At 36.7% G+C, this 20,320-nt stretch carries 19 protein-coding genes; 18 read left to right on the top strand and 1 reads right to left on the bottom strand.

Annotation, left to right across the window (positions count from 1 at the left end):
* The first annotated feature begins 119 nt into the window (after window positions 1–119).
* The 5 genes from HNQ80_RS07255 to HNQ80_RS07270 all read left to right on the top strand — a co-directional run bounded on the left by HNQ80_RS07255 (window position 120) and on the right by HNQ80_RS07270 (window position 7,573).
* Entirely contained in the window at window positions 120–1,592 is a 1,473-nt protein-coding gene (locus tag HNQ80_RS07255) for a spore germination protein (RefSeq protein ID WP_243183031.1), read from the top strand.
* Between the two features lie 71 nt (window positions 1,593–1,663).
* On the top strand, window positions 1,664–2,287 hold the full coding sequence (locus HNQ80_RS07260) for a nitroreductase family protein (protein ID WP_330602791.1): 624 nt from the start codon (window positions 1,664–1,666) through the stop codon (window positions 2,285–2,287).
* A gap of 7 nt (window positions 2,288–2,294) precedes the next feature.
* Window positions 2,295–2,426 (top strand): hypothetical protein, encoded by a 132-nt coding sequence (locus tag HNQ80_RS26245; protein WP_279288964.1) that lies wholly within the window; start codon window positions 2,295–2,297, stop codon window positions 2,424–2,426.
* Window positions 2,427–2,567: 141 nt separating this feature from the next.
* Window positions 2,568–3,029 carry a MarR family winged helix-turn-helix transcriptional regulator gene (locus HNQ80_RS07265; RefSeq protein ID WP_184309659.1) on the top strand — a complete coding sequence of 154 codons (462 nt, stop codon included), beginning with the start codon at window positions 2,568–2,570 and terminating at the stop codon, window positions 3,027–3,029.
* 299 nt (window positions 3,030–3,328) lie between these two features.
* The gene (locus HNQ80_RS07270) at window positions 3,329–7,573 is read left to right on the top strand and encodes a 2-hydroxyacyl-CoA dehydratase (protein WP_184309661.1); all 4,245 of its coding nucleotides are present in this window, start codon (window positions 3,329–3,331) and stop codon (window positions 7,571–7,573) included.
* 252 nt (window positions 7,574–7,825) lie between these two features.
* Here the strand turns inward: HNQ80_RS07270 and HNQ80_RS07275 are convergent, their stop codons facing one another.
* On the bottom strand, window positions 7,826–8,125 hold the full coding sequence (locus HNQ80_RS07275; protein WP_184309663.1) for an ArsR/SmtB family transcription factor: 300 nt from the start codon (window positions 8,123–8,125) through the stop codon (window positions 7,826–7,828).
* Window positions 8,126–8,255: 130 nt separating this feature from the next.
* Here HNQ80_RS07275 and HNQ80_RS07280 point away from each other — a divergent pair, with 130 nt between their 5' ends.
* From HNQ80_RS07280 to HNQ80_RS07340, 13 genes are all read left to right on the top strand, one after another.
* The gene (locus HNQ80_RS07280) at window positions 8,256–8,810 is read left to right on the top strand and encodes a nitroreductase family protein (protein ID WP_184309665.1); all 555 of its coding nucleotides are present in this window, start codon (window positions 8,256–8,258) and stop codon (window positions 8,808–8,810) included.
* 43 nt (window positions 8,811–8,853) lie between these two features.
* Window positions 8,854–9,513 carry a flavodoxin family protein gene (locus HNQ80_RS07285; RefSeq protein ID WP_184309667.1) on the top strand — a complete coding sequence of 220 codons (660 nt, stop codon included), beginning with the start codon at window positions 8,854–8,856 and terminating at the stop codon, window positions 9,511–9,513.
* 107 nt (window positions 9,514–9,620) lie between these two features.
* Window positions 9,621–9,815 (top strand): DUF1858 domain-containing protein, encoded by a 195-nt coding sequence (locus HNQ80_RS07290; protein ID WP_184309669.1) that lies wholly within the window; start codon window positions 9,621–9,623, stop codon window positions 9,813–9,815.
* Between the two features lie 234 nt (window positions 9,816–10,049).
* Window positions 10,050–10,946 (top strand): GNAT family N-acetyltransferase, encoded by an 897-nt coding sequence (locus HNQ80_RS07295; protein ID WP_184309671.1) that lies wholly within the window; start codon window positions 10,050–10,052, stop codon window positions 10,944–10,946.
* 306 nt (window positions 10,947–11,252) lie between these two features.
* Window positions 11,253–12,215 (top strand): AEC family transporter, encoded by a 963-nt coding sequence (locus tag HNQ80_RS07300; RefSeq protein WP_184309673.1) that lies wholly within the window; start codon window positions 11,253–11,255, stop codon window positions 12,213–12,215.
* A gap of 330 nt (window positions 12,216–12,545) precedes the next feature.
* On the top strand, window positions 12,546–13,559 hold the full coding sequence (locus HNQ80_RS07305; RefSeq protein WP_184309675.1) for a methyltransferase: 1,014 nt from the start codon (window positions 12,546–12,548) through the stop codon (window positions 13,557–13,559).
* Between the two features lie 144 nt (window positions 13,560–13,703).
* Window positions 13,704–14,156 carry a MarR family winged helix-turn-helix transcriptional regulator gene (locus tag HNQ80_RS07310; protein ID WP_184309677.1) on the top strand — a complete coding sequence of 151 codons (453 nt, stop codon included), beginning with the start codon at window positions 13,704–13,706 and terminating at the stop codon, window positions 14,154–14,156.
* 23 nt (window positions 14,157–14,179) lie between these two features.
* On the top strand, window positions 14,180–15,256 hold the full coding sequence (locus HNQ80_RS07315) for a saccharopine dehydrogenase family protein (RefSeq protein WP_184309678.1): 1,077 nt from the start codon (window positions 14,180–14,182) through the stop codon (window positions 15,254–15,256).
* A gap of 450 nt (window positions 15,257–15,706) precedes the next feature.
* Complete coding sequence (locus tag HNQ80_RS07320) at window positions 15,707–17,035, top strand: FAD-dependent oxidoreductase (protein ID WP_184309680.1); 1,329 nt, start codon at window positions 15,707–15,709, stop codon at window positions 17,033–17,035.
* Between the two features lie 274 nt (window positions 17,036–17,309).
* Window positions 17,310–18,194 (top strand): ABC transporter ATP-binding protein, encoded by an 885-nt coding sequence (locus HNQ80_RS07325; RefSeq protein WP_184309683.1) that lies wholly within the window; start codon window positions 17,310–17,312, stop codon window positions 18,192–18,194.
* Window positions 18,195–18,198: 4 nt separating this feature from the next.
* Complete coding sequence (locus HNQ80_RS07330) at window positions 18,199–18,996, top strand: ABC transporter permease subunit (protein WP_184309685.1); 798 nt, start codon at window positions 18,199–18,201, stop codon at window positions 18,994–18,996.
* 41 nt (window positions 18,997–19,037) lie between these two features.
* On the top strand, window positions 19,038–19,835 hold the full coding sequence (locus tag HNQ80_RS07335; protein ID WP_184309687.1) for an ABC transporter permease subunit: 798 nt from the start codon (window positions 19,038–19,040) through the stop codon (window positions 19,833–19,835).
* 149 nt (window positions 19,836–19,984) lie between these two features.
* On the top strand, window positions 19,985–20,260 hold the full coding sequence (locus HNQ80_RS07340; protein WP_184309689.1) for a hypothetical protein: 276 nt from the start codon (window positions 19,985–19,987) through the stop codon (window positions 20,258–20,260).
* Window positions 20,261–20,320: the final 60 nt, after the last annotated feature.

Raw genomic sequence — 20,320 nt, forward strand, 5'->3', positions numbered from 1 at the left:
CGATAGAAGGAACGATACGAATTGAATAAATTAGACTATTTATAATTGTATGGGAGAAGGGGAAGGATATCGTTAGTTATTAAAGATAAAAGAAGGGTACTGTCTTATAGGTGTTAGACATGAATCCTTTAAAGGGAAGTGAGAATATCGATACATTAAAAGATATGAAATTGACGAAGGATATTAAAAACAATAAAGAAATCTTCCTGCAAAAACTTCCTATTGAGAAGAGTTTTGATGTAGTAGGAAGAGAGGTACTCATTGGACAGAGAGAGGCCTATTTGGTTTTCATAGACGGTTTTGCAAAAGATGACATCATGCTTTGGATTTTAGAGGTACTACAGTCTTTACAGGAAGAGGACATCGCATCGAATACCATCGCTATCTTAATGAAGCGTAAAATAGGATATATTGAGGTAGGGAACTTTTCTGATGTAAAGCAAGCAGTATCTTCAGTGCTGGCTGGCGCGGTGGCGTTAATAATTGATGGTCAGGAAGAGGGGATCATTATTGACGCAAGAGAATACCCTGTACGAGGTCCCCAGGAGCCAGACTTGGAGAAGGTTACACGAGGTTCACGGGATGGGCTGGTAGAGACAATTATATTTAATACGGCACTTATCCGGAGAAGATTGAGAGATCCAAATCTTATATTTGAGATTAAAAGTGTGGGTAAGCGTTCCCAAACGGATGTGGTGATTGCCTATATAAAGGACTTAGCAGACGAGAAACTGCTAAAAGAGATTCAAGATAAAATAGATGGGATCGATGTGGGCGCTCTGGTAATGGCAGAGAAGACATTGGAAGAGTTGATTATTAAGAAACATTGGTACAATCCTCTTCCGCAGGCCAAGTTTTCAGAGCGCCCTGACGTTGTGGCAGCTCACTTAATGGAGGGTCATATTGCAGTCATTGTAGATACTTCCCCTAGCGTTATGATTCTTCCTGTTACCATATTCCATTTCACACAGCATGCGGAGGATTACTATCAAAACATCACTGTAGGAACGTACATACGGTGGATACGCTTTCTAGGGATGTTTTCTGCCTTTATACTGCTTCCTCTATGGCTTTTGCTGGTAAATAACAAGCAGTATCTGCCTGATTTTTTGCAGTTTCTAGGACCGAAGGAATCCAGTAATATCCCTTTATTTCTTCAATTCATTCTACTAGAGTTTGGATTGGATTTACTGCGAATTTCCTCTATTCATACGCCAAGTGCGCTAACTACTTCTTTGGGCATCATTGGCGGCTTAATGCTGAGCGAGTTTGCTGTAAAAGTAGGATTGTTTGTTCCAGAAACTGTGCTCTATATGGCGCTTGCAGGAATTGGAACTTTTGCCACGCCTAGTGTGGAGTTTTCTATGGCAATTCGTATTTTTAGACTGTTGCTACTTACACTGACAGGATTCTTTAACCTTTATGGATTTGCTGCGGCGATTCTTATCATACTTGTCATTACGTATAAAAGCAGCTCCTTTAAGCATGGAAAGAAGTATACTTGGCCGCTTTTTCCTTTCGAGTGGAAACCCTTATCCCATATTCTATTTAGAAGGCCAATACCGGAAATTAAAGATAGTAAAAAGAAGTAGCGTCTTATCTCAGATACTGTAGAAAGCTTTGTCTCATAGCCCAGCAGATGAATTTAATAATTTGTAGAACGATGATTTTCATATTATTATATATATATAATATAATTAAGGGGGTAGTATCAATGCTGCGTGAACTTATAATAAAGAATAGAACCTATAGAAGATTTTATGAAGATGTAAAAATTGAAAGGAACACACTAGAAGAACTAATTGATTTGGCTAGACTATCATCATCAGGAGGAAACCAGCAATCTTTAAAATACATAATCGCCTACACAGAAGAAAAAAATAATCTAATATTTCCTCATCTCAGATGGGCAGGGTATTTGAAAGATTGGAATGGTCCAATTGAAGGGGAAAGGCCTGCTGGTTATATTGTACTATTATTAGATAAAGAGATTTCAAAAAATTGCTTCTGGGATCATGGAATAGCTTGCCAAAGTATTCTGCTAGGTGCTGCAGAAAAAGGATTAGGTGGCTGCATGTTTGGTGCCCTAGATAGAGAAGGTCTTAAAGAAGCTTTAGATATTCCAGATAATTATGAATTGCTTTTAGTCATTGCTTTAGGAAAGCCTAAAGAAGAAGTTGTCCTCGAAGAAATAAAGGACCCTAAGGATGTTAAATACTGGAGAGATGAAAAGCAAGTACATCATGTACCAAAAAGAAAGCTGGAAGATTTAATACTAGATATATAATATTTCAATGAAGGTAAAGCCTGACTGCCTTTCCGGCGGTCAGGCATGCCTATATCGAGCTAATGTCTTTGAGCCCCATAGGTACGTTACGATCACAGCAGCGATAAAGAATACAATAAAAACGATCGGTTTCTATTAATAACAAGTCTAATTATTAATTCTATCTCAAATTTTCTTTAAATATTTATAAGTTTATTATTCCGAAGCAGTTTATCTGACTAAATTAGTTGTAAATAGCATCTAATCAATTTATAATATAGTTAAAGGATGGTGGAGATAGATGGAAAGAGAGATAGAAAGCTTTGTAATTGAAGAAGCTGTCGGCTTTGCAATTAATCGCGCTTCTATTGAAATGCGGAAAAAGTTAACTTACATTTTTAAGAAGGAAGGCTATGACATAACTCCCGAGGAATTTTCAATATTAAGCCAGCTTTGGGAGGAAGACGGCCTTTTGCAATCTGTTATCAATGACAAAACCTTAAAGGATAAAACCACAGTTACGCGTTTGTTGGAAAGGCTTAAAACGAAAGGCCTTATTGAGAAAAGGATCGAGGAAGCGGATCGTAGAAACTATAGAATTCATCTGACAGAAAAAGGCATGGCAATAAAATATAATATAATCCCCATCGTAATAAAGCTCCTAGATATGGCGTCGCACAATATTGATGGTGAGGATTTAAGAATAACGATCAAAACATTAAAAGAAATCGTTAAGAATTTGAATGCGGAAGATAACCAATAATTCCAAAGGCATTTGGTTTTGGCATCTAATCTTGCAACATCAAAAGCATTAAGCTGCAATTCGAAGGATTTTAAAGTTAGATTGAGCAAAGTAAAAGCCATACATAACTTTTAGTTGCCATACACAACTATAGTCTGAATACATGGTTGTGTATGGCAACTAAAAATTTTATAATGAAGTTACCTGAATAGTAAAGGGCTTCGCCTTTTCTTCAGAGTGGGCAGGGGATGAGACGCTGCTTCGTTAAAACAAGCTGCAAAATAGGGGGGACAATGCAGCCCATAGGGCTGTAATTGAATATGAGAAAATTATTAAATCTTGGTTTTGATATAGGTTCGACCACTATAAAGGTAGTAGCCCTTGATTCGAGCAATAATTTAGCGTTTTACAGGTACACTAGGCATTTGTCGGATATAAAAAACACACTGATAGGATTAATGAATGAATCATACAGTAAATTGGATAATTATGACGATGTGACAGTTGCGGTAACCGGTTCAGGCGGTATGGCAGTCTCCAACTGGATTGATATGCCTTTTGAACAGGAAGTTATTGCATGTACGGAAGCAGTAAAAATGTTTGTTCCACAAACGGATGTTGCAATTGAACTAGGTGGTGAAGATGCCAAAATCACCTATTTCAATAATGGTTTGGATCAAAGAATGAACGGAATATGTGCAGGCGGAACAGGAGCTTTTATTGATCAGATGGCAGCATTGTTAAATACGGATGCGTTAGGCTTGAACGAACTTGCAAAAAATTATAAGACGATATATCCTATTGCTTCAAGATGTGGTGTGTTTGCTAAAAGTGATATTCAGCCACTGGTAAATGAAGGGGTAAGAAAGGAAGATATTGCAGCATCAATATTTCATTCTGTAGTTAAGCAAACCATCAGCGGGCTGGCATGCGGCAAGCCGATCAGAGGGAATGTTGCCTTTCTCGGGGGCCCCTTACATTTTCTTTCGGAACTTCGCAAAAGTTTTATTGAAACTCTAAAATTATCAGAAAATCAGGCAATTGTTCCAGTAAATTCACACATATTCGCAGGAATTGGGTCTGCTATTTTATCAAGGTCTAGTACACCTTTAAGTTTTAAGAATTTAACTAGAAAAGTTTCAAGCGTAAAAACTGTTGTGACTTTTGAAACAGCAAGGTTAGCGCCTTTATTTGAAACGCAGCAAGAATATACGCAATTTCAGCAACAACATGATAAGCATACACTCAAAAGAGCAGATATTAAAGAATATGCTGGCAATTGTTTTTTAGGCGTTGACGCTGGGTCTACAACGACCAAACTTGCCTTAGTCGGCGAAGATGGGTCCCTTCTTTATTCCTATTATGGAAATAATCAAGGTAAGCCGCTGGACTTGGCAATTGATCAAATAAAAAATATATATTCGATGATTCCTCCAAGAGCGAAAATAGCCAATTCATGTGTCACAGGTTATGGTGAAAGGCTGATAAAATCAGCGTTATCCATTGATATCGGCGAAGTAGAAACAATAGCACATTATAAGGCAGCTGAATACTTCTTGCCTGGGGTGGATTTTATCCTGGATATAGGCGGTCAGGATATGAAATGTCTTCATATTAAAAACGGCGTAATTGACAGCATACTCCTAAATGAGGCTTGTTCTTCCGGTTGTGGCTCCTTTATTGAGAGCTTTTCTAAGTCATTGAATATGGGTATTGAAGAGTTTTCAAAAATTGCGCTCAATGCAAAAAATCCTGTCGACCTTGGTTCAAGGTGCACTGTGTTTATGAACTCCAGGGTCAAACAGGCACAAAAGGAAGGCGCAAGCGTTGGGGATATTTCGGCGGGACTTGCGTATTCAGTTATTAAAAACGCACTCTATAAAGTGATAAAGATTACAAATCTGGAAGAAATGGGCGAAAGGATTGTAGTACAGGGTGGTACATTTTACAATGATGCAGTACTGAGAAGCTTTGAATTGATATCAGGGCGTAAGGTTGTCAGACCTGATATATCTGGCATTATGGGGGCTTTCGGTGCTGCTTTGATAGCAAAAGAAAAATATGTGGAGGGAGCAGAAACAACACTTGTTTCTACCGATCACTTGAATCATTTCAAAATGGATATCTCAACAAAACGATGTGGTGCCTGCAGCAATAATTGTTTATTGACAGTAAATAAATTCAATGGAGGAAAAAAGTTCATATCAGGGAATCGCTGCGAGAATGGAATAAGTGAAGAAAAGCTAGAATTAGAGGTGCTCAATCTTTATGATTACAAATACAAGAGAACCTTTGGCTATATTCCATTGAAAAAGGAACAGGCCAAAAGAGGGACAGTCGGCATACCAAGAGTACTTAATATGTATGAAAATTATCCCTTCTGGTTTGCTTTTTTCACTGATCTTGGTTTCAATGTAGAATTATCCCCTGAATCGTCAAGAGAAATCTATGAGCTTGGTATCGAAACAATGCCTTCAGAGTCGGTCTGTTATCCTGCTAAACTGACGCATGGACATATCATGAGCCTTGTAAATAGGGATATAGATTTTATATTTTATCCTTGTGTTGTGTATGAGAAAAAAGAGCAGAAAGAAGCAGACAATTGCTTTAACTGCCCTATCGTAATCTCCTATGCAGAAAATATTAAAAACAATATGGAGATTTTAAAAGATAGGAATATAAAATTCATGAATCCTTTTTTATCTTTCAGTAACAAGAGCAAATTATTCAAAAGGCTTTGTGAAATATTTGTACCTATGTCCATCGATAAAAAAGAGATAGTCAAAGCGGCATCTTACGCCTGGGATGAACAGGAGAAGGTGAGAAATGACATAAGGAAAAAAGGCGAAGAAGTATTAGAATATCTAAAAATAATGGGGAAAAAAGGCATTGTACTTGCAGGAAGACCTTATCATATTGATCCTGAAATCAATCATGGAATTCCTGCCCTTATAAATAGCTATGGTATTGCCGTACTATCAGAAGATTCCGTAGCACATCTCGGTAATGTGCAAAGACCGCTGGGGGTTGTGGATCAATGGATGTATCATTCCAGACTCTATGCTGCAGCAAGCTTTGTAGGAACACAAAGCAATCTGGAACTGATACAATTGAATTCATTTGGATGCGGCTTGGATGCAGTTACCAGCTGTGAAGTTCAGGGGATTTTAGACAGGTATGGAAAGATATATACACTCCTGAAAATAGATGAGATCAGCAATCTGGGCGCTGCTAGAATACGTATCCGTTCTTTGCATGCTGCGATTGAGGAAAGAGCGAGGAAGAGCTTAGCACCTGTCAACAATGAAGAAGAACAAAACGAGGCTGTTTTTACTCGAGAGATGAGAGAAACACATACAATTCTTGCACCACAAATGTCGCCTATTCATTTTCAATTTCTGGAGGAAGCATTTAATACCTGCGGCTACAGGGTGATCGTGCTTCCAGATGTTGATGCCGATTCAATCAATGAGGGATTGAAATATGTCAATAACGATGCCTGCTATCCATCATTGATTGTTGTAGGCCAAATTATCCAGGCATTAAAATCAGGCAAGTATGGTACCCATAATATTTCAGTGATGCTGACACAAACTGGTGGAGGGTGCAGGGCAACGAATTATGTCGGCTTTTTAAGAAAGGCTTTAAAAAAAGCGGGTTTTGAAAATGTGCCAGTTATTTCACTTAATGCTGTAGGTATTGAAAAAAATCCGGGCTTCAAATTCAGCTTGAATATGGCACATAGGGCCATGATGGCACTGGTTTATGGAGACTTGCTTATGAGGGTTTTGTATAGAGTAAGGCCTTATGAAAGGATAAAGGGTTCAGCGAATGGATTATATGCAAATTGGGTGCAAAAGTGCAAGGAATCAGTTAGAGATGGGAAAATGAAGACTTTTAGGCAATACTTACAACAGATTGTCTTTGATTTTGACAATATAGAAATTACGTCAGAGAAGAAGCCTAGGGTTGGTGTAGTAGGAGAAATACTTGTGAAATTTCATCCTGCAGCAAACAATCATATTGTCGAAATGCTTGAGGAAGAGGGTGTTGAGGCCGTTGTTCCGGATTTGATCGATTTCCTCATGTACTGTGCCTATGACAATGATTTTAAATACAAATATCTTTCCGGTAAGAAAACGGCTCAAATATTAGGCTTTTCAGCAATAAAACTGATGGAATTCTATCGGATTGAAATGAAGAAAGCACTGAATAGAAGTAAAAGATTTGGTTCTTTCAAAACGATCGAGGAAATGGCCTGTATGGCCGAGCCATTTGTTTCCCTGGGGAATCAAACGGGAGAAGGATGGTTTTTGACTGCCGAAATGGTAGAACTTTTAGAAAGCGGGGTAAACAATATTGCCTGCTTGCAGCCCTTTGCCTGTCTTCCAAACCATATCATCGGGAAGGGTGTTATAAAAGTACTAAAAAATAAGTATCCATATGCAAACATAGTTGCCATAGACTATGATCCTGGCGCAAGCGAAGTAAATCAATTGAACAGAATTAAGCTTATGCTTTCTTCTGCGAGAGATACTCATGGTAGAAGTAGTTATATCAAGTAGGACGCTGAAAATGATGCGATGTAAACTCTGACGGAAATTTTAGTACATCAAATCATTTCAAACTAACTCCTGTTATTGAAGAAATAGGCTTGAAAGGAGATCTGTAGAGACTAGGACATAGGGATCTATTCTGATGATGCAAAAATTCTCTGGGATTGTTGAAAAACAATCCCTTTTGTTATGGATGAATTTGTCATCATGACTTTTTAAGCTTTAAACTTCTGTTTTTTGTGAATATAAAATTCCTTTCTATCATATGTTCTTTATGATCAAATCCAATAATCCAGGGAATCGTTCTTCCAATTCTTCATATCGAATAGATAGAAACCGCTGTTTTCCTTCAATTCTTACTTTAATCAGACCTGATTCCCGCAGTACTCTAAAATGATGGGAAAGAGCGGATTTTGGCAAATCGATATTGCAACAAGCACAAGTCGTTTCATAATTATTAGCAAGATTTTTTATAATATTAAGTCGAATGGGGTCACCCAAAGCCTTAAGTATTGCTGGTAAATTCAGTTGATCTATATTGGGATGGAACAATTCTCGCAATGCTTTTACCTCCTGTTCGTATTTTTATATTGTTAAATTTACTCTTGAATTATACCACATTCTATGATATGTTTAAATAGTTCAATTATAATTGAACTATTGAACAAAATATTAAGGGAGGAGAACATACATGAATGAAGTTTTAAGAGCAATAAAAAGCAGAAGAAGTGTTAGAAAGTATAAAACTGATCAGATAAGTCAAGAGAGTTTAGATTTAATCATTGAAGCTGGAGTTTACGCGCCAACTGCACATAATGAACAGCCGTGGCATTTTACGATTATACAAAACCAGGAAATGCTGCAGCATATGAATGAAAAAGTAAAAGAATTAATGGCAAAATCAGATATCGATTGGATTCAAAAGATGAGTTCAAATCCTAATTTTCAAGTAACCTATAATGCACCTACATTGATTATCGTATCAGGCAGAAAAGATGCGATGGCTTGGAGTGCAGATTGCGCAGCCGCCATGCAGAACATGTTAATTGCTGCAGAGAGTTTGAATATTGGATCGGTTTGGTTGGGGTTATTGAGATTCTTTTTTGAGCAGGAAGAAGAGGTTAGTAAATTGGGGATACCAGAAGGTTACCAGCCTTATTATGGAATAGCGCTTGGCTTTAAAGCACAGGAAAAGGAACAGATTGCTCCGAAAAGGAATTTAAATGTTGTAAACTATATTAGATAATTATGCGAAATATCAACAAATATTGTATTCTGGAGGATGCTTTATGAAAGTGATTGCTTTTAATGGAAGTCCAAGGAAAAATTGGAATACTGCAACACTGCTGAACCATACCCTTGAAGGTGCAGCTTCACAAGGAGCTGAGACTGAGTTTATCCATCTTTATGATTACAATTATAAAGGATGTATCAGCTGCTTTGCCTGTAAGTTGAAAGATGGTAAAAACTATGGCAGGTGTACTGTAAACGATGATCTAAAATCAATTCTTAAAAAAGTTGAAGAAGCCGATGCTATCATTCTGGGTTCACCAATATACTTTGGAATGACTACAGGTGAGATAAGATCTTTCCTGGAGCGTTTGATGTTTCAGTATCTGGTGTATGATGCAAACTATACAAGTCTCTTTAAAAGGAGAATACAGACAGGGTTTATTTACACAATGAATGTAAATCAGAGCCGTATAGAAGAAGTGGGATACGAGCAGAATCTCAAAGGAACGGAAATGGCAATGAAGAGGATTTTTGGCGCATCGGAATCATTATTTGTTACGGATACATATCAGTTTGACGATTATTCCAAATATGAAACGTCCGGTCTCAATGAGGAAGAAAAGGCAAAGCGAAGGAAAGAAGTATTCCCGGAGGATTGCAAAAAAGCTTTTGAAATGGGCGTTAGATTCGCCCAGCAAAGCACCTTATTGAAGTAGGTAGGCAAAGGATGCAATAGAAAATTTCAATTGACTTGAATGAAACCTATGTGAAATGGCTGAATGGGCAGTTCAGAGATTAAACCTATATGAAGGAGGTGAAAAAAATGATAACAAAAAACAGATCGATAATGGATATTGTTGAAAAATATCCTGAAACCGTTGAGGTTTTCTTAAAGCATGGAATGCATTGTTTTGGATGCATGGCCGCAAGATTTGAGAATATTGAACAGGGAGCACTGGCTCATGGTATCGATGTTGACCAATTGATGCAGGACTTAAATAAAGCTGTAAGCATATAAATCAATTTTCTATCTAAAAGTAAGAGAATCGTTACACTGCGATTCTCTTTTTTATATTTTTATACCTTGCCCCAGTGAAGATGGACCATACTTGCTGGTACATGCGAATCACAACACGCTGCTTATGGGGAGTGCATGGTGAGAATAGAGAAGGGATATGACTTTCATAATACAGAAAAGTGTGAGATAATGGAAGAATATTCTAAATAATAATGAAGGGGATGGGTATAAGGCATGGGGGAGATCGGAAATCTTAATATAAAATTAACGGGGAAATTAGAGGAAAATGACTATGAGGATATCAATAATCTTCAGAACCTTTGTTTAAAAGTGGATCAAACAGCATTGAAATTAGAACTTGATTATAAATTAGGCAGAGGGGAAAGAAAAAGCGAGAACCTAAATAATATTAATGAATTTATGTATTATGATAGGAATAAGCTTATTGGCTATATTGGTATAGGTAACTTTGGCGGAGATACGATAGAAGTAAATGGGATGGTGCATCCGGATTATAGGAGAAGGGGTGTATTTAAAAGGCTATTTTCTTTAGTAAAAGATGAATGGAACAAAAGAGAATCCCAGAAAATGCTTTTACTAAGCGACACGAATTCTATTTCGGGACTGGAATTTATTAAGTATACATGTGCTAGCTATGACCACTCGGAATATGAGATGTTTTTAAAAAGTAATGCAAGAAAAAATGTATTATTGAATAATGTGGCTTTAAGAAAAGCTACGAATAATGACGCCAAAGAGATTGCATGGCAAGACTCCATTTATTTTGATATAGAATACAAAGCAGAAGATATTTCTATGCCTGAGGAAGAAGAAAAGTATGGCTCAGTTACTTATATAGCAGAAATCGATAATAAAACGATAGGAAAAGTTCGTTTAGAAATAATCGATGGTATAGGAGGCATTTATGGATTAGGTGTACTTCCAGAGTATCGTGGGAAAGGTTATGGAAGAGAGATCCTAACTTGTGCAATAGAAAAGCTAAAAGAAAAAAACGCAAAGGATATAATGCTTCAAGTGTCCGTAAAGAACAAAAGTGCTTTAAATCTTTATCAATCCTGTGGTTTTGAAGAGACTTCTACAATGGATTATTATAAAATAAGTAAAAAATAGATAATTTATCTGTAGATTACAATGTCTTAGAAGAGGAAAGCACGAGATGAAGTAATCAGGGAAACTGAAAAAAATGGAAGGGACGGTTAACAACTTTTATCACTTTTGCTTAAAGTGCTAATTGATTTTAACTGTCCCTGTTAAATTATAAGATAGATATTGTTAAAATATTGTTTTATTGCTTAATTTATTTTTTCTTGGAAAAGCAAATATATGGATGTATAATTAAGGGTGTAGTATTTTACGCAGTAGATTTTTTTGATTTTAGAAGACCATTTATATATACATCTATAGGGGGCTGGGATCATGTCTATATTTTTACATATTCTAAGTTATAATGTTGTACCGATCTTTACCATGATTATATTAGGCTTTGTGCTTGGCAAAAAATTCGATTTAAATATATTTACCCTAAGCAAATTGAATTTCTATTTATTTGTACCTGGATTTATATTCTTTAATCTTTATACAAGTAATTTAGATCGTAGTATGCTTAAAATTTTATTATTTAGCATTTTGTATATGGTAACGAATGATTTATTATCCAGAATCATTTCGAAAATTCGTAGGTATGATGTAAGTATGACGAATGCTTTCAAAAATTCTATAATGTTTAATAATACGGGAAATATAGGCCTGTCACTTGTTACACTTATTTTCGGAAGCGCACCCTATATCATTAATGGACAAAAACCGTATCTAAGTGAAGCCCTTGCAGCTCAAATCATAGTTTTGGTATTCATGAATGTAACAATGAATACCTTAGGGTTCTATAATGCGGGAAGTGCCAAAATGAAACTCAAAGATTCAATCAGACAAATTTTTTCTATGCCATCTATATATGTTATACCGCTAGCACTTTTACTTAAGTATCTGGATTTCGATGTAACTGCAACACCCTTATGGGCTGCCATTGGATACTTAAAAGACGGACTGGTAGCGATGGCATTACTAACATTAGGAGTTCAACTTTCAAAAACGAAGTTTGATTTTAGAAATAAGGATGTACATATTTCGGTGTTTACACGCCTTATCATAGGTCCAATCCTTGCATTCGTATTCATACATTTATTCGGTTTTTCCAGTGTTACCGCACAAACCTTACTTATTTCTTATTCTGTACCCACAGCAGTAAATACCGCATTGATTGCCGTTGAATGTGATAACAATAAAGATTTTGCATCTCAGGTAGTAGTAGTTTCAACGGTTTTTAGCTCTATTACCCTTACATTAGCTATTTTTATAGCTAGAATTGTATTTCCTGTTTAGTCTTTGATATATGAATAACGATAAGAGAGATAAATATCCCCTGGCTAGGCCGGGGGATATTTATTATGCAGAAATTCAGAGAAAAACATCAGCATTATAGCTCCAAGGCATGTCGGGGTAGTCGTAAAGGTTGTAAAGATGTAATTATTAGGAAAATAGAAATTTATGGATATAATGAAGCTTCTTCATTAGTGAGATATGTAACTTGGCACTATCCAGTATAAAAAAAGTAATTTTATATATTGTATGCTTGACATACAAATAAATTAATTGTATACTTGGCATACAAACAGTTAGAATATACTAACTTGATAGAAAGGATGTGACAATATGTACTGTCCAAAGGAAAATTCAAGTCTATACTATAATCTTCTTCACAAAAAAAGAGTTGCAGAAATTCTTCTGTCTGCGTTGCGTTTTGACCTATTTTCTTATCTTGAAAATTGGGAAACTGCGGAGTCTGTTGCTGAAAAAAGTGGCCTTCATATACGGAGCATATCTCTGGTACTCGATGCGCTGGTATCGGTCGGATTTATTGAAAAGAGAGAAAATACGTACAGAAACACTCCACAAAGCAATGAGTTTTTAAATCGCAGCAGTTGTGTATATTTGGGTGAAAGCATTATTTTCCGGGAGCAAATGATGTCACTAAAGGATATAGATAAACGTGTTCAAATGGGACCGATTCCAGAGGTGGTTCGTAATAATAGTGGTGTCGAGGTGTATGATTTTTATGAAGCAGCGCGAATCAGTATTCCTGAAATGTACACAGGGCGTGTGCAAGCTTTCATCGCTGCGGTGACGAGCATATATTCCGGCAAGCCGCCCCAAAACATACTCGACCTTGGTGGTGGCTCAGGCGTTCTTGCCATTGAGCTTGCCAAGGCTTTTCCAGGCTGCCGGGGAACAATCTTTGAGCATCCTAGTGTAGCTGGACTTCCACGTGAGATTGTGATAAAGGAGGGCGTTTCTGAGCATATTACAGTGTTGGAAGGGGATTTTAACAAAGACGATTTTGGCGGTGGGTATGATCTTATCATAGCAGCAGGAATTCTGGACTTTGCCAAAGACCATTTTGAATACTTGATGAATAAATTATATAATGCGCTAACCGCTGACGGACTTTTATATTTAGTAACACACCAGATCAGTGAAGATTATTTATCTCCTCCCGAGAGGATTTTAGGATGGTTGTCCAGCCATTTGGATGGGCTTGATTTACTGCTGACAGAAAAATTCATATCAGAAGCTTTGAAATCCCATGGATTTAAAAAGATACAAACCGACGTTGTAGGTGGTACCTTTGAATCTCTACAGGGTATGTTTTTCTCAAAAGGAATATGACGAACAGCTACCTCATAGACAAACGGAACAGATGTTGCCCAAGATTAAATGAAAACATTAAGAGAAGCGTCGTTATCAAGTTGACAGAGCAGAGCTGAGAAACCTGTAAGGCTAACAAAAAATAACTGGAGGCGGATAATCAAGATGGAAAAACTTCAAAACCTTGTGATTCACGATTTTATACGGATGACAGAACGGATTGCCAATGGCAAAACCAATGTACTTCATTTCGGTTCTGAAGAAATGACGTTTTATCGTGGAGAGATACACATGATTAAAATGGTTGGCGATTGTCCGGGGATCTTCATCTCTGAAATGGCGCGGAACTTTAATATCACCCGCGCTGTGGTTGCTAAAACAATCCGAAAGCTTGAAGAACGGGGCTTTTTAAACAAGGAGGAGGATGCCAAGGATAGAAAACGTCTTCGTCTGTTTCTCACTGAAAAAGGAAAACGGGCTTATGCCCTTCATCATGAATATCACCAGACTTTTGACCGCCCGCTGTTTGCCTATCTGGAGAGCCTTGATGACAATGAGCTTCGTGTGCTTCAAGAATTTTTAAAACATGCAAACAGCCTGGTCGAAAATCATTTTTGATTTTGAGATAAAGGAGGGATAAAATGAAAGAGAATATTGTAGTAGTGGGTGGTTACGGACATGTAGGACAAATACTCTGCAAAGAGCTTGGTGAAATGTTTCCCGGCAAGGTATTTGCCGCAGGGAGAAGCCTTGAAAAAGCTGAGGCGTTCAGCAGAACTATGGCAGGAAAAGTTCAGCCGATGAGGCTAGATATCATGGAATCAGTGGATCCAGACGTTTTGCGGGATGTGAAAATAGTTGTTATGTGTTTAGATCAAAAAGATGTCACTTTTGTACGTACGTGCCTTCAGCAAGGTATTCATTATGTAGATATATCTGCAAACATTGACTTTCTTTCTCAGGTGGAGAAGTTGGATGCAGAGGCCGTTTCTGGAAAGGCAGCGGCGCTGCTGAGTGTAGGACTGACCCCGGGATTCAGCAACCTGATGGCGTTGGAAGCCAGCAGGCAAATGGATCAAACGGATACAATCGACATAGCCGTGATGCTGGGACTTGGCGACAAACACGGTAAAGCGGCTATTGAATGGACACTGAATAACATTAGCAAAGACTTTCAAGTCATGAGAAACGGAACGAAGCTATCTGTTGCAAGCTTTCGGGATGGAAAAGTATTTGATTTTGGAAGTGACTTGGGCCGGAAAAAGGCATACAGATTTAATTTTTCCGATCAACACACACTTCCACGATCTATGGGGACACCATCGGTCAAAACCAGATTGTGTTTTGACTCTTCATTTGCAACCTATTTATTTGCAATGCTAAAAGCAATCGGCATTTTCCGCTTGCTGAGATTCGGAACCATTCGCCATGCAGCAGCGGAGGCATTTGGCAAGCTGAAAATGGGAAGTGACAGGTTTGCGCTCAAAGTCGAAGCTTACGGCAAAAAAGATGGAAGGTCGGTTAAAGCAGAAGTTTTCCTTCAAGGAAGAATGGAGGCCGATATGACAGCAAGAGTAGCTGCAGCCGTAACAAAGGCCCTTTATGAATCAGACGTTCCCCACGGAGTACACCATATTGAGCAATTGTTCGATCTCGGCATCATGCCGTCCTCTATTCGGGAAAGAGTTATCCGAGAAATACAGATTACACAAAATTAAAATAAGCTAGCCTTAGAAACTCTAAAAAATATATTTAGTGCAATAAACCGAGCACAGAAAATTTCCTATTCAAAGTGACTACAACATGCATTTTGTCTCAAATTGAGGACGTAAATGCATGTTGTTTTTTACGTTGGAACTCAACATTGAGCGTAGTGCTATATAAGCATCTTGTGACAGCGACTCTAAAGATGTGTTTGTAAGCTTTTTGAACTTTATTAAGAAACTTGTTTTTCCTAAAAATAGAACCTTCTTTTTTATATACAACCTAAAAAGAAGTTATGAAATGATGTAATAGATGAGTGAGATAAGGAAAGAATAGAATAGAGGTAAGCAAAGCATGCATACACAAAATGAAACTGAAATTCAATATCAAATGATTGGTTTTACAATATAAGGGTATATACATATTAAAAGTTAAAATATTATCAAGTCAAGGAGGTAATATAAATGAAAATAGTTGTTATTGGTTGTACACATGCAGGAACAGCAGCCATATTAAATTCAACGAAACTCTATCCAGATGCAGAGATAACTGTTTATGAACGAAATGATAATATTTCGTTCTTGTCTTGTGGGATAGCATTATATGTAGGAGGCGTTGTAAAAGATCCCCAAGGATTGTTTTACTCTTCACCAGAAGAGTTGGCAGTTTTAGGGGTACGTACAAAAATGCGCCATGATGTAGTTGGAGCCGATCTGGATGGAAAGAAATTAACGATTCGTAATTTAGATACAGATGAAACCTTTGAGGATCACTTTGACAAATTAATTATTACAACAGGTTCATGGCCAATTGTGCCAAGAATTCAGGGAATTGATCTCGAAAATATATTGTTATCTAAAAACTACTATCATTCAAACACAATTATTGAAAAAGCGAAGGATGCAAAGAATATTGTGGTGGTAGGCGCAGGATATATCGGTGTTGAACTGGTAGAGGCTTTTGAAATGAACGGTAAGCAGGTAACATTGATTGATAGTCTAGATCGCATTCTTAGCAAATATTTAGATAAAGAATTTACAGATGTTGCAGAAAGTGCATTTATAGACCGTGGTGTTAGGTTGGCACTGGGAGAAACTGTTACACGATTTGAAGGAAGAGACGGGGCCGTTTCAAAAGTTGTTACATCTAAAGGGGAATACGAAGCGGATCTCGTAATACTTTGTATTGGATTTAAGCCAAATACGGAATTGTTCAAAGGGCAGATCGATATGTTAGATAATGGAGCAATTATCACAGATGAGTATATGCGTACAAGTAAGGAAAATGTTTATGCAGCCGGTGATAGCTGTGCGATTATTTATAATCCTACAGGTAAACATGCCTATATTCCACTGGCAACCAACGCCGTTCGTATGGGTACATTAGTGGCTAGAAATCTAGTGAAACCAATGACCAAATACATGGGTACCCAAGGGACTTCTGGAATCAAGATATACGAAGAAAATATTGCTTCTACAGGATTGACTGAAAACTCAGCAAGAGAATTAGGATTAGATATTCAGGTAGTGACCGTTAAGGATAATTATCGCCCAGAATTTATGCCTACTTATGATGAAGCTACATTAAAAGTAGTCTATGAAAGAGAATCTAGAATAATATTAGGTGCTCAAATTATTTCAAAAACAGATTTAACACAATCTATCAATACCATATCTGTGTGTATTCAAAACAAAATGACGATTGATGAATTAGGATTTGTTGATTTCTTCTTTCAACCTCATTTCAATAAACCATGGAATTTGTTAAATTTGGCAGGGTTAAGAGCAGAATAAGTGAAATTAGTCGCTTGTTTTATAAAATCTGATATGAAGAGAGTCTATTCATTAGGCTCTCTTTTAAATTGTGATATGAGAATCATTTACCAATCAATGATATACATGCTAACGGCAGTATACTGTGCTTGTGGTGTGTGATGTGTTGATAGAGAAGAAATAGAATAAAACAGTTAAAAGGCCTTCTTTAAATCATAATGGATGATCAGAAAATGGATAATTACTTATCGTTAAGTAAAACATATTTTTGAAGCAATATGAAGGAGGGGCTAAAATGAATGTTATTGAGATAGAAAATCTGACGAAATATTATGGCAAGGCACGGGGAATTATGGATATAAACTTTAATGTTGAAGAAGGTGAAATTTTCGGATTTATTGGACCAAATGGGGCAGGCAAGTCAACAACCATTCGGACATTGTTAGCACTGATTTATCCTACAAGCGGAACTGCTAAGATCTTTGGGAAGGACTGTATAAAGTATGGGCCTGAAATAAAAAAGGAAATAGGTTACTTGCCATCGGAAGTTTTTTACTATGATAGGATGAAAGTTATTGATCTTTTAAGGTATTCCGCTAGCTTTTACAAAAAAGACTGTAATAAAAGAATTCGTGAATTGGCTGAAGTCATGAATCTGGATCTCAATAAAAAAATTGATGACCTATCTTTAGGGAACAAAAAGAAAGTTGGTATTGTTCAAGGGCTGCTCCATGAACCAAAACTCATTATACTAGATGAACCCACCAGTGGATTAGATCCACTTATGCAGCAAAATTTTTTCGATTTGTTGGCGGCAGAAAACAAAAAAGGAGCAACCATCCTTTTTTCTTCTCACATTTTAAGTGAAGTTCAGCGATTATGCAATCGCGTTGCCATTATTAAAGAAGGTAGAATCGTAAAAGTTGAAAAGATCAGCACCTTAAAAGAAAACACTTACAAGAAATTCAAAATTGAAACTGTGTCAAATATAGAAAAGAATCATTTTGATATTACCGGTATTAGTGATTTGGAGGTAAAGGAGAACATTGTAAGCTTCTTATTTAGAGGTAATATTAATTCTATTTTGAAAAAGATTTCTCAAATAGAGATTGTTAATCTTTGGATAGAGGAACCAAACCTTGAAGAGATATTTATGCATTACTATGTAAAGGAGGACTGAAGCTATGAATATGTTTCTGCATGAATTGAAGGCTTACAGGAAATCCACCATTACTTGGACACTATCCTTGGTTGGACTGATTTTACTTTTCTTTTCCATGTTTCCATCTATTTCAAAGGAAGCGGAAGAGTTCAAAAAGATAATGGAGGGTTTTCCTGAGGCCCTAAGGCTGGCATTAGGGATTTCAGTGGAAAATATAGGCTCTATTTTAGGGTTTTATTCTTACGTATTCTTATATATTTCACTTTGCGGAGCAATTCAAGCTATGAATTTAGGAACATCCATCGTATCTAAAGAAGTACGTGAAAAGACAGCAGATTTTCTTTTATCTAAACCTGTTACCCGTACACAAGTCATGACTTCAAAGCTTTTGGCAGCGTTAGCCTCATTGGTTATTACGAATGTATTTTATTTAACAGCTGCAGTCATTATGGCATCTCTGGTAGAGACAAAAGCGTACAGTACAAAAATATTTTTGATGATTTCCTTGACATTGTTTTTCCTTCAGCTTATATTCCTGGCTTTGGGCATTATCGTTTCTGTTGTGGTTCCGAAGATCAAATCGGTGCTTCCCATCTCTTTGGGGATTGTATTTACATTCTTTATCATTAGCGCGCTGGCTTCTACTACTGGGGATGATGCCCTACGCTATATCACTCCCTTTAAATATTTTGACTTAGCCTATATTGTACAACATTCTAGTTATGAGCCCACTTTTGTTATGGCAGCAATAGGCTTTATAGCTGCAGCAATTACAATTAGTTATTTTATTTATTGTAGAAAGGACATACATGCAGTTTAAATATATTGGCTTTTGAGTTTTTATAGGAGGAGGCTTGACATATGAATATTTTTATTAGGGAAATGAAAGCCAATAGGACATCTCTTATTATATGGTGTATTGGTGTATTCTTAATGATTATCAGTGGTATGGGTAAATATGCTGGTCTATCAACCACGGGTCAATCTATCAATGAATTACTGTCTCAAATGCCAAAATCTCTACAGGCTATTATGGGTATAGGCACCTTTGATTTATCAACGGCCAGTGGTTACTACGGTGTACTCTTTATTTATTTGGCAGTTATGGCAACTATTCATGCTGCAATGCTTGGAGCCAATATCATTTCAAAGGAGGAACGGGATAAAACAGCAGAATTTTTGTTTGCAAAACCTATTTCGAGAAATAGAATAATAACATCAAAATTACTCGCTTCTTTAATCAATATATTTATATTCAATCTTGTAACTTTGATATCTTCAATTTTTATGGTACAAAAATACAGCAATGGAGAAGCGATAATGGGTGACATAACAATACTGATGATTGCAATGTTTATCTTACAGCTTATTTTTTTATTGATCGGCACAGCAATAGCAGCGATAAGTAAGAATCCAAAGACTGCTACATCTCTATCCACGGGAATACTATTGATTACATTTATGTTATCTATTGCGATCGACTTGAATAGCAGGATAGAAAATTTGAAATATCTTACCCCATTTAAATATTATGACGCTAAAAATTTGATGCTTGATGGAGGCTTTGATACCGTCTATATAATATTATCCATTGTAATTATTGCTGCACTACTTAGTGGAACCTATTTATTTTATAAGAAAAGAGATTTAAACGTATAGGTATTGGACGTAATTCAATGTACGGAGAAACTGCTGGAGACAGAGAAAAGTTGATAAATTAATGAATGGTTATGGAAAGGCAGATGATGAATTTGGATGTATCACAGGAAATGATTTTAGAACTGCAAAGGAAACTACGAGATGCAAGTATGAATTACTGGATAAAGCATGTATTTAATACTTGGCAGTGGTGGCTTAATATAGCGACTCTCATTCTGCCAGTTGTTTTATGGTGGAAGCTTGTGGATAAGAGAAAGCTGATGAAAATTGTTATTTATGGTTTCTTTGCCAGCGCCTTTGCTGTTTTCTTTGATACCATCGGCGAAACCTCAGTACTGTGGGAATATCCATATCTAATTATTCCGATGGACTATATTTTAATTGATACGGATTATTCTGTTCTACCGATTGCATACATGGGGTAATACCAGCAACCGTGTTATGTACTGAAAAGTAACTGTAAATATATGTTAAATACATATAAG

It is taken from the genome of Anaerosolibacter carboniphilus (genome assembly GCF_014205875.1).
Lineage (GTDB): Bacteria > Bacillota > Clostridia > Peptostreptococcales > Thermotaleaceae > Anaerosolibacter > Anaerosolibacter carboniphilus.